The following is a 14,153-nucleotide window of genomic DNA, read 5'->3' on the forward strand; positions in this document are numbered from 1 at the left end:
CCGCCCGCCCCGGAACGACACGCCGCCGCCCCCGCCCGATCCCGGCCCCCCGCCGCCCGACGAGCCGCCGCCCCCGCCGGAGCCCGGCCCGTTCGACGAACGCGAGGAGGTCGACCCCGAAGGCGACGCCGACGCCGACGGGACCGAGGCGGAGATGAGCGGAATGGCGCTGATCCAGCGGGAGCTGGGCGGTCAGGTCATCAGGGAGATCGACAACACCTGACCGCTCCCGGGCGCACCGCGCCGGGTGCGTACCGCATCCCGCCCGAAACCCGTAGTCTCGGGAAGGACGGACGTCCGGTGGCCCGTGGGCCCGGAGGAGTCAGGCCCTTACGGGGGCGGCGAGGAAACGGAGTACACCCCGTGGAACCCGGTGGTTTGAACATCCAGGAACTGCTCCAGCAGGCGCAGCGCATGCAGGAGCAGCTGGTCAGCGCCCAGCAGGAGCTGGCCGAGACGCAGGTGGAGGGCACCGCGGGCGGCGGTCTGGTGACCGTGAAGATCAATGGGCAGGGCGAGGTCGTCGATCTGCGGATCGACCCCAAGGCCATCGACCCGGGCGACCCGGCCGACACCGCCGAGACGGTGGCGGACCTGGTGCTGGCGGCGATCCGCGACGCGGGCCGCGCCATCCAGGAGCTGATGCAGCAGAAGATGGGCCCGCTCACCCAGGGCCTCGGCGACATCCCGGGCCTCGGCCAGGGAGGGATGCCCGGCCTGCCCGGCATGCCCGGCGGCCCCCCGCCCGGCCACTGACCCGAAGCGAACCGGGCGGACGGAACGCCTCCGTCCGCCCCTCCGACCCGAAAGGAAGCGACCGTTGTACGAAGGGGTCGTCCAGAACCTGATCGACGAGCTGGGCCGCCTGCCCGGCGTCGGCCCCAAGAGCGCGCAGCGGATCGCCTTCCACCTCCTGGCCGCCGACCCCGCCGACGTCGAACGGCTCGGCCGGGCGCTCAAGGAGGTCAAGGAGAAGGTCCGGTTCTGCGGGACGTGCGGGAACGTCGCGGAGGAGGAGCAGTGCCGGATCTGCCGGGACCCCCGCCGCGACCCCAGCGTGATCTGCGTGGTGGAGGAGTCCAAGGACGTCGTCGCGATCGAGAAGACGCGCGAGTTCCGGGGCCGGTACCACGTGCTGGGCGGCGCGATCAGCCCGATCGAGGGCGTCGGCCCCGAGGACCTGCGCATCCGTGAGCTGATGGCGCGGCTGGCCGACGGGACCGTCACCGAGCTGATCCTGGCGACCGACCCGAACCTGGAGGGCGAGGCCACCGCGACCTACCTCGCCCGGCTGGTGAAACCGATGGGACTGACCGTGACCCGCCTGGCCAGCGGCCTGCCGGTGGGCGGCGACCTCGAGTACGCCGACGAGGTGACGTTGGGCCGCGCGTTCGAAGGACGGAGACTCCTCGATGTCTGACACCAACAGTCCGCAGGACTGGAACACCCTGGCCGAACGTGTCGCCTGCCACGTCGAGAACTACCTCAGCGGTCTGGAGGCGGTCGCGCGCGGCGAGGGCGGGACGCACACGATCCCGCTGCTGCTCCTGGAGGTGTCGCAGGTCATCCTGGCCGGTGCGCAGCTGGGCGCCAGCGCCGACGTGATCCTCCCGGACAACTGGGAGCCGGAGATCGGCGACGATCCCGACCTGGACCACGTCCGGCAGGGACTCGCCGAACGCCTGGTCACGGTCGACGAGTACGTCGAGGTGTTCGACCCGTACAAGGACACCGAGCCGACGTCGTACCGGCTGTCGGACGACCTGGTGGACGTGGCCAGCGACCTGGTCCACGGCCTGCGCCACTACCAGCAGGACCGCCCGCTGGAGGCCCTGTGGTGGTGGCAGTACTCCTACTTCAACCACTGGGGCAACCACGCCGGAGCGGCCCTGCGCGCCCTGCACGCGGTGATCGCGGGCGCCCGCCTCGACGTCGTCCAGGAGAGCGTCGCCGTCCAGTAGCGGCCGCCCGTCCCGTCCCCTAGCCTCGGGATCTCGCGAGATCACCGGGATGGGGGACGGATGCCGTTCAGCGAGGAGTTGCGGGCGCTGACCACCGGGGGCATGCCGGAGACGGTGCTGCGGTTCCGGCGGCTCAACGCGGCGCTGGCCGGCCGGGCGCTGCGCCGCGACCCGGAGGCGGGCGCGTTCTGGGTGGACGGGGACCGGCGGACGGCGAGCGTGCTGGGCACCCTCGCCGAGGACCACACCTTCCAGTGGACCTGGGCCGCCCGTGACCCCGGCGATCCGGTGTGCCTGCACGCCGGGCGCCTGCGTGCGCTGGGCGAACGCCACGGCGTGCCGGAGCTGACCGCCCCGCTGGTGGACCTGGGCGCGTTCGCCGACCCCCGCGCGGCCGCCGACGTGCTGGCCGCCCGGGTGTCGGGGCTGCTCGGCTCCGGTCTGGTGATCAAGTATCCGCACGGCGGCCGGGCGCTGACCTACTACTTCGTCGAGATGCCCGAGGCGCCGCCCCCGCCGGACGAGGACCCCGCCGACGAGAGGCTCGACATCATCGAGCTGGGCGTTCCCGCGCCGCTGCCCGGGGCCCTGATGGAGATCGCCGCGCCGGCGGTCGCCCGCACGCTCGACACCGGCCACGCCCTGGCCGCCGAGGTCGGCGGCTGGCGCACCGTCCCCGTCTGGGAACCCGCGGCCGGGGTCCTCGACTTCGGGAACGGCCGGACGGTGACCGCCGTCGAGGTCGGTCTGGTGCGCCCGGACGGCGTCTGGGAGTGGACCGGCCGGCCCGGAGCGGAACGCTTCCGCGCGGCCGCCCGCGAGCACGGCGCCGCCGAGCTGGCCGCCGACCGCGTCGACCTGTCTGGCCACCCGCGGGGCGCGCACGTCGTGGAGGTCCTGTCCCGCGCCGCCGCGCACCTGGGCGGCGCGAGCGGCCACTGGGCGGTGCCGGGCGACGGCGGCGTCCGGCACTTCGCGCTCACCGGCGACGGCCTCGCGGAGATCGGCCTGTCCACCCTCGACCGGGCCCTGGACCGGGCCGCCGACATCGTCCAGCAGCTCACCGCGTACCCCGACCGCCGTCCGGTGATGCGGGAGATGGTGCGCGGGGCGCTCGCCCTGCACGGGTTCGGCGTCTGGCAGGACGGCCCGGACATGCTCTTCGGCAGCGTGGACGAGCTGGGCGGCGCCGGCATGGGCATCGGCACGCACCGGTACAACGTCACCTTCAGCCGGGACGCGACCATCATCCGCACCGAGTTCGGGCCGATGACCGACTTCCTCTGACGGCGGCCTATCTCACACTTCGGGAAGCTTGTCTCGCCGTGAGCTTTACCTGCCCGTAATTCGCGGGCGTGACGTCGGTAGACTCGTCGCCGGTAGCCTGACCCCGAACCGAGGAGCGCCCACTCGTGGCCCTTATCGTGCAGAAGTACGGTGGCTCCTCCGTCGCCGACGCCGAGTGCGTCAAGCGGGTCGCCCAGCGCATCGTCGCGACGAAGAAGGCGGGCAACGACGTCGTCGTCGTGGTGTCCGCCATGGGCGACACGACGGATGACCTCATCGACATGGCCAAGCAGGTCTCCCCGCTGCCGCCGGCACGTGAGCTCGACATGCTGCTCACCGCCGGCGAGCGGATCTCGATGGCGCTGCTGGCCATGGCCATCGCCAACCTGGGCCACGAGGCCCGCTCGTTCACCGGCTCCCAGGCCGGTGTGATCACCGACGGCACCCACGGCAAAGCCAAGATCATCGATGTGACGCCGGGGCGGATCCGCACCGCGCTGGACGAGGGCTCGATCTGCATCGTGGCCGGGTTCCAGGGCGTGTCGCAGGACACCAAGGACATCACCACGCTCGGCCGGGGCGGCTCCGACACCACGGCGGTCGCCCTGGCCGCCGCGCTGGACGCCGACGTCTGCGAGATCTACACCGACGTGGACGGGGTGTTCACCGCCGACCCGCGGATCGTGTCCGCCGCGCGCCGCATCCCGCGCATCTCCTACGAGGAGATGCTGGAGATGGCCGCCAGCGGGGCCAAGATCCTGCACCTGCGCTGCGTCGAGTACGCGCGCCGCTACAACATCCCGATCCACGTCCGCTCCTCCTTCTCCCAGAAGGAAGGCACCTGGGTCGTGGACAGCAGCGAGATCGAAGGACAGGACATGGAGCAGGCGATCATCTCGGGCGTCGCGCACGACCGCAGCGAGGCCAAGATCACGGTGGTCGGGGTGCCCGACAAGGTGGGCGAGGCCGCCGCCATCTTCACGGCGCTGTCCGAGGCCGAGATCAACATCGACATGATCGTGCAGAACGTGTCGGCGGCCTCCACCGGCCGCACCGACATCTCGTTCACCCTGCCGAGCACCGACGGGCAGACCGGGCTGAGCACGCTGAACAAGCTCCGGGAGCGGATCGGCTTCGAGGCGCTGCGCTACGACGACCGCATCGGCAAGATCTCGCTGATCGGCGCGGGCATGCGCTCCAACCCGGGCGTCACCGCGACGTTCTTCGGCGCGCTCGCCGAGGCCGGGGTCAACATCGAGATGATCTCCACCTCGGAGATCCGCATCTCGGTGGTCGTCGCGCAGGACGACATCGACACCGCCGTCGCCGCCGCGCACCGGGCGTTCGACCTGGACGCCGACCAGGTGGAGGCGACCGTCTACGGCGGCACCGGCCGCTGACGACCGTCCCGGACGGGCCGTGCCGCGGACGGCGCGGCCCGTCCGGCGTCATCCCGAGGTGGCTCGCGCAACATGAGCGACTCGGGGTTCTGGGCCTTAGGGTGGCCTACGTGACCGAGACGAAGGCGGTGAAGTCCGAACAGACGCGGGCGCTGATCGTGGAGACGGCGCTGCGGCTGTTCCGCGAGCGCGGTTACGAGGCGACCACGATGCGGGCCATCGCGAAGGAGGCCGGTGTCTCGGTCGGCAACGCCTACTACTACTTCGGCTCCAAGGAGGAGCTGATCCAGGCGTACTACGACGAGCTCCAGGAGGAGCACGTCAAGGCGTGCCGGGCGGTGCTGGACTCCGAACGCGGCTTCGCGCAGCGCCTGCTGGGCGTGCTGAAGGCGCGGGTGGACACGATGGTGCCCTACCACGAGTTCGCCGGGAAGTTCTTCAAGTTCGCCGCCGAGCCGACCAGCCCGCTCAACCCGTTCTCGGCCGAGTCCGGCCCGGCGCGGGAGGCCGCCGTCTCGATCTACCGCGAGGTCGTGGACGGCTCCGACCTCAGGATCGACCCCGAGTTCCGCAAGGAGCTGCCCGAGCTGCTGTGGCTGTACTCGATGGGCGTCGTGCTGTACTGGGTGCACGACTCCTCGCCGGGCTGCCGCAAGACGTACCTGCTGGTCGAACGGACCGTTCCGCTCGTCAACCGGATGGTGTCGATGTCCCGGCTGCCGGGCTTCAAGGGCGTCACCCGCGAGCTGGTCGGCATCATCCGCGAGGTGCGCGACTAGGGGACCGTGATGTCCCAGTGGCCGGACTCGCGGGCGAACACGACCCCGTCCGGCGACCGGTACAGCTCCGCCCCGTCGCCGCGCTCGCCGACGTGCCGGAACACCCGGGTGATGTACCGGTCGGCGCACCGGTCCGGCAGGATGTCGATCTTGTAGCCGCGACGGTGGCTGAGCGGGCCCGGCGCGTGCCCCCGCTCGGTGCCGCCCGACACCGTCAGCGGGCAGCCGCTCTCCTGCCGCAGGCGCGCGACCGTGGCGATCGTCCCCCAGCGGATGCCCTCGAACGACGTGCAGTCCACGCGGTCCCGGTCGGAGCACCCTCCGCTGGAACGCCACCGGACGCCGTGGGCGCGCAGCACCCGCACCGCGAGGCGGTGGCGCAGCGGCGTCGAGCGCGTCCAGGAGTGGGGGGACCACATGATGCCCATCAGCCGCCGCCAGGGCGGGGGCTGGTGGGCCGCAGCCGGTTCCGCCGCGGCCGGTTCCGCCGCGACCAGGTCCGCCGCGACCAGGTCCGCCGCGACCGGGTCCGCCGCGACCGGGGCGGGCGGCTGCGCGGCGGCGGAGTGCCCCGCCCCGGCGCCCAGCATGGAGAAGACCACGGATCCGCAGGTCAGCACGGTCAGCAGCCGCGGTCGCGGCTCCCAGACGATCGGCACGGCGCCCCCCGTTCGACGTTCTCACGCGGGGGGCGCCGGTCGTCCGGACCGGCCGACCGGGAAGATCCCCGATCGGTTGATCTTGTAAACGTCAGCCCGTCCCGAGATGCCGCCGCGCGAAGTCGATCTCGGCCGCCATCTGCTTGATGCGCTCCTCGACGACCAGGGAGCCGTGCCCGGCGTCGTAGCGGTAGACGTCGTGCGGCTTGCCGAGCTCGGCGAGCCGGGCCAGGTAGTTGTCGATCTGCCGGATGGGGCAGCGCGGGTCGTTCTCCCCGGCCAGCACGAACACCGGGGCCGTCACCCGCTCCACGTAGGTGATCGGGGACGACTCGCGGTACCGGTCGGGCACCTCCTCGGGGGAGCCGCCGAACAGCGACCGGTCGAACGCCTGGAGCGCCTCCATCTCGTCCTCGTAGGCCGCCACGTAGTCGGCGACCGGCACCGACGCGACCGCCACCGACCAGTCGTCCGGCTGCGTGCCGATCCCCAGCAGCGTCAGGAACCCGCCCCACGACCCGCCGGTCAGCACGGTCTTCGCGGGGTCGGCGAGACCGGACTCCACGGCCCAGTCCCGGACGGCCTTGATGTCCTCCAGCTCGGTCAGCCCGACGCGTCCCTCGATGGCGTCGCGCCACGCCGACCCGTAGCCGGTGGAGCCCCGGTAGTTGACGCGGACGACCGCGAACCCGTGGTCCACCCACGCCGCCACGGCCGGCACGAACGAGTCGTCGTCCTGCGCGGTCGGCCCGCCGTGGACGTCGAACACGACCGGGAACGGTCCGGTGCCCTCCTCCGGGCGGCTGACCAGCGCGTGGATCCGCCCGCCGGGCCCCTCCACCCACACGTCCTCCACCGGCACCGACGGCGGCGCGGGCGGGCCGGGCGGCGTCAGCACGACCGCCCCGGACGTCGAGCGGACCACCGGCGGCTCGGCCGCCGACGACCAGGCGAACTCCACGGTCCCGTCCGGCCGCGCCGTCGCGCCGCCGATCGTGCCGCGCGGGGTGTCGATGCGGGTGAGCGTCCCGGTGTCCAGGTCGTAGCGGTACAGCTCGTCGCGGCCCTCATGGGCGTGGTGGACCAGCAGCGCCGTCCCGTCGGGGTACCAGTCGGCGCCGACCTCGCCGGGCAGGTCCAGCTCGATCTCCCGCTCGGTCCCGGCGACCGGGTCCCAGACCAGCATCTCGTCGCGGCCGCGCCGCTCGTGGTTGACCAGCAGCCGGGGGTCGCCGGCGACCGGCGCGAACCCGGCGCCGTACACGCCCTTGCCCGGCCCGTCCCACAGGTCGGCGACCGTGGAGCCGTCGGGCCGCACCACGCGCAGCGCCATGTGGCGGCTGTCGCCGTGCTCGCTGTGCCCGATCGCGATCAGCGTCTCGTCCCGCGACAGGCCCGCGACGTGCGCGTCCTCGGTGTGCTCGTACAGCACCTCGGGGTCCGCGCCGGGCCGCGCCAGGTGGATCGTGGAGCCGTTCCGGTGGGACCGGCCGACGACCGCCAGCCCGCTGGACCCGCGCGCCAGCCCCGAGGGGTAGGACGGCTCCAGCCCCGGGACGGCGGGCTCGGCCTCGCCGCCGCCGAACGGCACGCGCACCCAGGTCCCGAACTCGTCGCCGTCGGTGTCGTCGAACCACCACACCCACTCGCCGGTCGGGTCGACGCCGCCCATCCACGTCCCGTTGGGCCGGTCGGTCACCTGCCGCCGCTCGTCGGTCCGCCGGTCCCAGGCGTAGATCTCCCACGTCCCGGTGGCGTTGGACCGGTAGGTGCAGCGGTGCGGGGCTTCCCGCGCCCATCCGGGAAGGCTCACCCGCGCGGCGCGGAACCGCGCCTTCCAGCGCTCTTCGTCGACCATGCCCCCAGTATCGCCCAGCGCCGGGTGATGATCGCCGGGACCGGCGGAACCGGTCCCGGCGACGCGGGCTCAGCCCTTGAAGTAGAAGATCGCGCTGTCGGAGGACGTCTGGTCCGCCGGCCGCAGCACGCCCGCGCCCACCACCGAACGGGTGCCGGGCATCAGCGCCGCGTCCGCCGGGCCGCCGACGCGGCCGCGCGGCACGGTGACGTTCGCGCGGGTCCACTTGCCCGCCGCCGAACGGTGCCAGATCTCGGCCCGGTCGTGCGGGGATCCGGCCACGACCCACAGCCCGCCCCGGCCGTCCGGGACGACCTCACGCGGGGACTGCTTGGTGGGAACGGCGTACTTCTGCCAGCGCTTGCCGTTCCAGCGCAGCAGCAGGTTGGTGGTGGACGGCTTCGACGTCCCGCCGTAGCGCTGGGTGTGGGCCGGGAACCAGACCTCCTTGGCGGACCGCACCAGCGGCTCCCCGACGAAGGAGGAGACCTGCGGGGCGTTGTCGTCCTCGGGGTGCTGGTCGGCGGGCAGCACGCCCTTGGTCGAGACGGTCTTCCAGCGCTTGCCGTCGAACCGCACGATCGTCTTGGCGTCGCCGTTCAGGCCGCGCGCGTTGGCCCAGGCGTTGGTGGCGGAGGAGGCGTCGGCCTCGCCGATCAGCGCGGGCGGGTTCTTCAGCTCGGTCCAGGAACGGCCGTTGTAGTGCCAGGTGCCGACGCCCCTGTCCGCGCCGGGCGCGCCGAACACCCACACGTTCTTCGCGCTGAGCGCGAGGATGCCGGAGATGCGGCCGCGGGAGGCCGCGAACTTCTTGGCGACGGCCCACTTCTTGCCGTTCCAGCGCAGCACGTAGGAGCCGCGCGAGCCGCCCGCCTCGGAGTTGCCGCCGTAGGCCCACACGTTCGCCGACGAGGACGCCGAGCCGTCCCAGAGGTGCCCGGTCAGCCCGGTGGGCAGGGCGCTGGAACGCCAGGACTTGCCGTTCCAGTGGTAGGCGAGCGGCCGGTTGAAGTCGCCTGCCTTGCGGTCGCCGCCGCCGAACGCCCAGGCGTTGTTCTTGCTGAGCGCCAGCACGCCGTTGAAACCGTCGTACTTGCCATTGTCGTAGGTCTTCACCACGCGCCACGTCGGCGCGGCGGCGTGGGCCGGGGCCGCGAACGCGGTCGCGGCGACCGCGCCCGCGACGGCCACGGCGGCCGCGCGGGCGGAGGAGGAGGAAGGCATGGAACTCCTGAAGAGCGGGGGAGGGGCGGCGGGGGGATCTGGATCATGGCAGGCCGCGTCGGGCCCGGCAACACGAAAAAGCAGGGCGCGCCCCGGCGGGCGCGCCCTGCGGGCGGAGACGGATCAGACGTTCGGCGGGACCGAGCCGTCGGAGGTCTCCCAGGTCGGGTTCGGGGTGCTCTGGAACGACTGGGAGCGCAGGCCCGGGTTGAGGTTGCGGTGCACGGCGGAGGCGACCCGCTCGATGGTCGTGACCGCGTAGCCCATCGACGGGGTGTCGCGCGTCAGCACGACGATCATGTAGTCCTCGCCCCGGCCGGTGAACGCGCCGATGCTGTGGACCCGCCAGTGCTTGCCGTGGCGCGGCAGCCAGCCGTTCTTGACGTGCCACTTCACGCCGGTCGGGCGACCCGCCGGGGTGCCCCAGCGCTGCGACGAGACGACGCTGTTCATCAGCGTGAGCTGGTAGTTGCGCGCCCGGTCCGTCAGGACCTTGTTGCCCTTGGTCAGCAGCGACAGCAGCTTGATCTGGTCGCCCGCGGTGATCTGGGTGAGGCCCCAGTAGCCGTCCGGGCCGAGCTTGGTGCTCTTCATCCCGGCCATGTTCAGGAACTTCTGCATCCGGGTGCGGCCCAGCGAACGCCACAGCGACGACGCGGCCCCGTTGTCCGAACGCGTGATCATCTTGTGCGCCAGGGACTTCTCGTTCGAGGTGAGCCCGCGGCCCTTCTCGATGGCGCGGCGCAGCGTGGCGGCCAGGATGGTGGCCTTGACGACGCTCGCCGAGTCGTACTGGCGGGTTCCGCCGACCGAGCAGCTGATGCCCCGCTTGCGGTCGAGGACGGCGACCGACTCGGTGCCGGAACGCCCGCTGAGCGCCGAGCGGATCGCGTCGCTGATCCGCTGGGCCTGCTTGGGGTCGGCCTTCGAGACGCAGTGCTTGGGCGCGGCGGCCGCGGTCGCCGACGGCGCGGCGGCGTGCGCGGGCACCGCCCCGATCGTGGCGGACGCGGTCAGGACGGCACCGGCCAGCAGGGAGCCGGCGGTGCGTACGGGACGTGGGCGCATTCCCCCCACGTTAGTGATCGTCGTGACGGAAGCGCCGACGGTCGGGGTAACGAGTCGATCTCGGCGCGGCGTGCCGGGTCCGCGCTCAGCCGTCCCCGGAGGCGGCCAGCCCGCCGAGCGTCCGGTCGAGCGCGGCGCGCACCTGGCGGTCCATGGCCCGCGCGAAGCCCGCCTCCACCGTCACCTGCGCGCCCGGCCGCAGCCGGTCCAGGGTCGCGGTGAGCGCGTCGAGGTCGCGTCCGTCGAGCCGTCCCACCACATGGTCGGCGATCAGCCGGACGAACATGGCCGCCAGCTCGTCCATACTGTGCTGGAGCCTGCGGCTCACCGCCAGGACCTCGCCCAGCGGCACCCCGGCGCGCACCAGCGCGACCGTCGCCTCAAGCTGGCGGCGGCTCCAGTGGGTGACGCGGTCGCCGTCCACGGTCAGATGGCCGAGCTCGACGGCCTCCGCGACGGCCGCGGCGTTCACCTGGCCGGGGAACAGCCCGGCCAGCTCCTCCAGCGTCATCGTCACCGGTTCCTCGGTGGACCAGGGCGCGGTGACGACCTTCTCCACGCCGAGCACCGCGCCGATGTCGCGGCCCTGCTCCCAGGCCGACAGCAGCTCGCGGATGCCCTCCAGGGTGTGGCCGCGCTCCAGGAGGTTCCCGATGACGCGCAGGCGGGCGAGGTGCTCCTCGGAGTACAGGCCGACGCGCCCGACCCGGCGCGGCGGCGGCAGCAGACGGCGTTCCTGGTAGTAGCGGAGCGTCCGTACCGGAAGCCCCGCGGCTTCGGCGAGTTCGCCGATCCGGTACTCCCGCGCCGCCCCGTTCGACCCCGCCGCATCGCTCACGTCGTCAGCATAGTTCGGGAGCATGTGGCCCCGTTCGTGGCGAAGCGGGAACGGATCGCTGGTTGGTCGCGTCCCATGGGGGTATCGCTGCTGATCAGAGTGGTTCGGGCGCCGTTCGCACGAACCCGGATCCGTTCCTGGAAAGGCCGACATGAGAAAGACCCCCGTCACCGTCCTCGCCGCGGCCGTCATGGTCGCCACGCTCGGGCTGACCGGTTGCGGCTCCAAACGCCACTGCGAGCACGACGCCACCGACACGCGCGTCGACAACAGCTACTGCGAGAAGAAGATGCAGGGCTACGAGTGGGAGTCCGACAGCAAGTCGAAGAAAAAGAAGAAGCGGCGCTGACGTCGTGACCGGCGCGCGGGTGGCGGTGGCCGGGGGATGACGGCGCCGCTGCCGACCCGCGCGTGACGCCGGTCGAGCGCGCGGCGGGTTCCGGGGCGGCCGGACCCTCCCCGCGGTGCGTGACGCGGAAGGGTCCCGCCGTGCTCCGGAACGCCGTGCGGGACCTCGGCTAGGCGGAGTGCCGCAACACCCGGACCTTCCGAGGCCTGCGTCTACGGCCGTCGCGCGGTTCCTGTGGCACATCGTCGGCCAGAAGCTCCACGAGGGTGCGCGGAACGGCGACGTTCTCGGCGAACGGCGAACGCATGAGGATCTCCTTCCCCAGCCGGGTCACACCGCTGCGGCGTAGCCCGAGTACACATCGGTCACGGTGCGCAACGCCCAGCGCATGCGGGCGGCGTACGCCTCGGGGTGGTCCCCCGCCTCCTGAGCCACAAACGCGACACACGACGCGCGGTCGCCGCCGCACGCGCACAGCCGTTCGTCGATGGCGGCGCGGATCTGCTCGGACGTGGGACGCTCGGACGCCTGCAGCCGGGTGGCGAACAGCAGCTGCGCGAGTTCGGAGACGTTGAGCGAGGTGAGGGTCAGCGTGTTCGACATCGTCCCGCCTTCCTTCCTTCGGGGGCCCCGGCCCCCTGTCACCTATTACGACTCTGGCGGCGTCCCGCATTCATCGCCATCGGTGAAAACCCCCAAAAGTGATGGGGGTGCCTCTCCAGAACCCGTAGGCATATCCCCCCTACGGGGTGGGAAGGCGGCCCGGCCCCCGGTCGAGGGCGGCCACGGCCCGGTCGAGGGCGCGGCGGCAGGCGCGGACCGCCGGGTGGTCCCCGCCGCCCCGCCGGACGGCGGTGAAGATCCACCGGCTGTTCACGTCCGCGGGCAGCGGCCGCAGCGCCACGCTCGGCGTCCGCCCCACCCAGACCAGGTCCGGCAGGAACGCCACCGCGTGCCCCTCCTCCACCAGCCGCGACTGGAGCAGCAGGTCGCTGGACTCGAACCGCACGTCCGGCTCGAACCCCGCGCTCCGGCACAGCGTCATCGCCCAGTGCCGCGACGCGGTCCCGGCGGGCTCCATCACCCACGGCAGGCCGGCCGCCGCCGCCAGGTCCTCGCCTCCCGGCGACGCCAGCCGCATCTCGTCGCGGAACAGCTCCTCCTGCTCGATCTCGGCGGGCCTCGGGTTGGGGTTGCCCGGATACTCCTCGGCGACGACCAGGTCGAAGTCGCGGGCCGACAGCGCGGGCAGCGCCGTCTCCGGCTCGGCCTGCGTGATCTCCACCCGCAGCCCCGGATGCGCCTCGCGCAGCAGCGTCAGCGCTTCCGGCAGCAGCGCCATCGCCGCCGTCTGGAACACCGCGATCCGCACCGTCCCGATGAGCCCGTCCAGGGACGCGGCCAGGTCGGCCTCGGCGCGTTCCAGGCGTTCCAGCACGGCCTCGGTGTGCGCCACGAGGATCTCCGCCTGCGGCGTCAGCCGCACCCGCCGCCCCGACGGCTCCAGCAGCGGCACGCCCACCTCGCGTTCCAGCACCGACAGCTGCTGGGAGACGGCGGAGGGGCTGTAGGACAGGGCGGCGGCGACGGCGGCGAGCGTGCCCCGGTGCTTCAGCTCACGCAGCAGCCGGAGCCGATGGAGGTCGAGCATCGGCGGACCCTTCAGTTTTCCTGACCATTACCGCTCGGAAAGTTCTGATGGACCGACGATAGCGGTATGCGGCAGCGTGACCGTATGGCCGCTCCCGCTGCTCACGCCTCGTCCGCCGACCCGTCCGCCGGACCGTCCTCCCCCTTGTCCCGGTTCACCGACTCCTGGTTCGCGCACTCCTGGTTCACCCGGCCGCCCGCGCGGCTGTGGCGGTGCGATCCCGCGCCCGCCGACGTCGCCGGGTTCCACGCGATGCTGCCGGGGTACGCGCCGACCCCGCTGGTCGAGGTCCCGGCGCTGGCGGCGGAGCTGGGCGCGGACCGGGTGTTCGTCAAGGACGAGTCGCGGCGCATGGGCCTGCCCGCGTTCAAGATCCTGGGCGCGGCGTGGGGGGTGCGCCGGGCGATCCGCGCCCACGGCCGCCCCGAACGCCTGGTCGCCGCCACCGACGGCAACCACGGGCGCGCCGTCGCCCGGATCGCCCGCCTGCTCGGCCTGCCCGCCCGGGTGCTGGTGCCCGAGCACGTCCCAGCCGCCGCCCGCGCCGCCATCGCGGCCGAGGACGCCGAGGTCGTCGTGGTGCGCGGCTCCTACGACGCGGCCGTGCGCCGCGCCGCCGCCGAGCCGGGCCTGCTCGTCCAGGACACCGCCTGGCCCGGCTACGAGGAGATCCCCGGCTGGATCGTCGAGGGCTACTCCACCCTGTTCCGCGAGGTCGACGCGCAACTGGCCGCCGCCGGGGCCGCGCCCGCCGGGCTGGTCGCCGTCCCCATGGGCGTCGGGTCGCTGGCCCAGGCCGCCGTCGTCCACTACCGGTCCGGCGCGTCCGCCCCCACGCTGCTGGGCGTCGAGCCCGACACCGCCGCCAGCGTCCTGACCAGCCTGATCGCCGACCGGCTGACCACCGTCCCCGACGGCGACACGGTCATGGCGGGACTGAACTGCCCGACCCCGTCCACCCTGGCCTGGCCGGTGCTGCGCGCGGGACTGGACGCGGCGGTCGCGGTGCCCGACGCGGCGGCGCTCCGCGCGGCGCGCGACCTGGCGGGCCACGGCGTCCCGGCGGGCCCGTGCGGGGC

The 14,153-nt window shown here is 73.1% G+C and carries 16 protein-coding genes; 9 read left to right on the top strand and 7 right to left on the bottom strand.

The genetic code is table 11. The annotated features are described in order from the left end of the window. The 7 genes from AKI01S_RS52260 to AKI01S_RS45345 all read left to right on the top strand — a co-directional run. The coding region (locus AKI01S_RS52260; protein ID WP_176582796.1) for a hypothetical protein at positions 1-223 on the top strand (223 nt) is incomplete at its 5' end. Between the two features lie 140 nt (positions 224-363). Continuing rightward, positions 364-756 carry a YbaB/EbfC family nucleoid-associated protein gene (locus AKI01S_RS45320; protein ID WP_084000881.1) on the top strand — a complete coding sequence of 131 codons (393 nt, stop codon included), beginning with the start codon at positions 364-366 and terminating at the stop codon, positions 754-756. Between the two features lie 64 nt (positions 757-820). Then, the gene (gene recR, locus AKI01S_RS45325) at positions 821-1,420 is read left to right on the top strand and encodes a recombination mediator RecR (RefSeq protein WP_067832470.1); all 600 of its coding nucleotides are present in this window, start codon (positions 821-823) and stop codon (positions 1,418-1,420) included. Next, the gene (locus AKI01S_RS45330; RefSeq protein ID WP_067832471.1) at positions 1,413-1,961 is read left to right on the top strand and encodes a DUF5063 domain-containing protein; all 549 of its coding nucleotides are present in this window, start codon (positions 1,413-1,415) and stop codon (positions 1,959-1,961) included. Before recR ends, AKI01S_RS45330 begins: the two co-directional genes overlap by 8 nt. 60 nt (positions 1,962-2,021) lie before the next feature. After that, the gene (locus tag AKI01S_RS45335) at positions 2,022-3,248 is read left to right on the top strand and encodes a DUF6882 domain-containing protein (RefSeq protein WP_067832472.1); all 1,227 of its coding nucleotides are present in this window, start codon (positions 2,022-2,024) and stop codon (positions 3,246-3,248) included. A gap of 125 nt (positions 3,249-3,373) precedes the next feature. Then, positions 3,374-4,648, top strand: a complete 1,275-nt coding sequence (locus tag AKI01S_RS45340) for an aspartate kinase (protein ID WP_067832473.1) — start codon at positions 3,374-3,376, stop codon at positions 4,646-4,648. A 110-nt stretch (positions 4,649-4,758) separates the two neighbouring features. Next, on the top strand, positions 4,759-5,427 hold the full coding sequence (locus AKI01S_RS45345) for a TetR/AcrR family transcriptional regulator (RefSeq protein WP_084000883.1): 669 nt from the start codon (positions 4,759-4,761) through the stop codon (positions 5,425-5,427). On the opposite strand, the gene AKI01S_RS53075 is transcribed toward AKI01S_RS45345, so the two are convergent. The 5 genes from AKI01S_RS53075 to AKI01S_RS45370 all read right to left on the bottom strand — a co-directional run bounded on the left by AKI01S_RS53075 (position 5,424) and on the right by AKI01S_RS45370 (position 11,074). Continuing rightward, a complete protein-coding gene (locus AKI01S_RS53075; protein ID WP_218010062.1) occupies positions 5,424-6,086 on the bottom strand; it encodes a hypothetical protein in 663 nt (220 codons plus the stop codon). The two genes, AKI01S_RS45345 and AKI01S_RS53075, sit on opposite strands and share 4 nt — an antisense overlap. 91 nt (positions 6,087-6,177) lie before the next feature. Further along, positions 6,178-7,944, bottom strand: a complete 1,767-nt coding sequence (locus tag AKI01S_RS45355; RefSeq protein WP_067832474.1) for a S9 family peptidase — start codon at positions 7,942-7,944, stop codon at positions 6,178-6,180. 69 nt (positions 7,945-8,013) lie between these two features. Continuing rightward, positions 8,014-9,168: a hypothetical protein gene (locus tag AKI01S_RS45360; protein WP_067832476.1), complete on the bottom strand. Its 1,155-nt coding sequence runs from the start codon at positions 9,166-9,168 to the stop codon at positions 8,014-8,016. 123 nt (positions 9,169-9,291) lie between these two features. Beyond that, entirely contained in the window at positions 9,292-10,236 is a 945-nt protein-coding gene (locus AKI01S_RS45365) for a serine hydrolase (protein ID WP_084000882.1), read from the bottom strand. Between the two features lie 85 nt (positions 10,237-10,321). Further along, positions 10,322-11,074: a MerR family transcriptional regulator gene (locus AKI01S_RS45370; protein WP_245682057.1), complete on the bottom strand. Its 753-nt coding sequence runs from the start codon at positions 11,072-11,074 to the stop codon at positions 10,322-10,324. Between the two features lie 151 nt (positions 11,075-11,225). Between AKI01S_RS45370 and AKI01S_RS45375 the strand changes: the two genes are divergently transcribed. After that, positions 11,226-11,423, top strand: coding sequence for a hypothetical protein (locus AKI01S_RS45375; protein ID WP_067832479.1), 198 nt, complete (start codon positions 11,226-11,228; stop codon positions 11,421-11,423). A gap of 330 nt (positions 11,424-11,753) precedes the next feature. On the opposite strand, the gene AKI01S_RS45380 is transcribed toward AKI01S_RS45375, so the two are convergent. Next, the gene (locus tag AKI01S_RS45380; RefSeq protein ID WP_067832481.1) at positions 11,754-12,026 is read right to left on the bottom strand and encodes a hypothetical protein; all 273 of its coding nucleotides are present in this window, start codon (positions 12,024-12,026) and stop codon (positions 11,754-11,756) included. A 139-nt stretch (positions 12,027-12,165) separates the two neighbouring features. Beyond that, positions 12,166-13,074, bottom strand: a complete 909-nt coding sequence (locus tag AKI01S_RS45385; protein WP_067832482.1) for a LysR substrate-binding domain-containing protein — start codon at positions 13,072-13,074, stop codon at positions 12,166-12,168. A gap of 144 nt (positions 13,075-13,218) precedes the next feature. Here AKI01S_RS45385 and AKI01S_RS45390 point away from each other — a divergent pair. Continuing rightward, positions 13,219-14,153: pyridoxal-phosphate dependent enzyme (locus AKI01S_RS45390; protein ID WP_067832484.1), on the top strand; the 935-nt coding region annotated here is incomplete at its 3' end.

The organism is Actinomadura kijaniata NBRC 14229, from assembly GCF_001552175.1.
Lineage (GTDB): Bacteria > Actinomycetota > Actinomycetes > Streptosporangiales > Streptosporangiaceae > Spirillospora > Spirillospora kijaniata.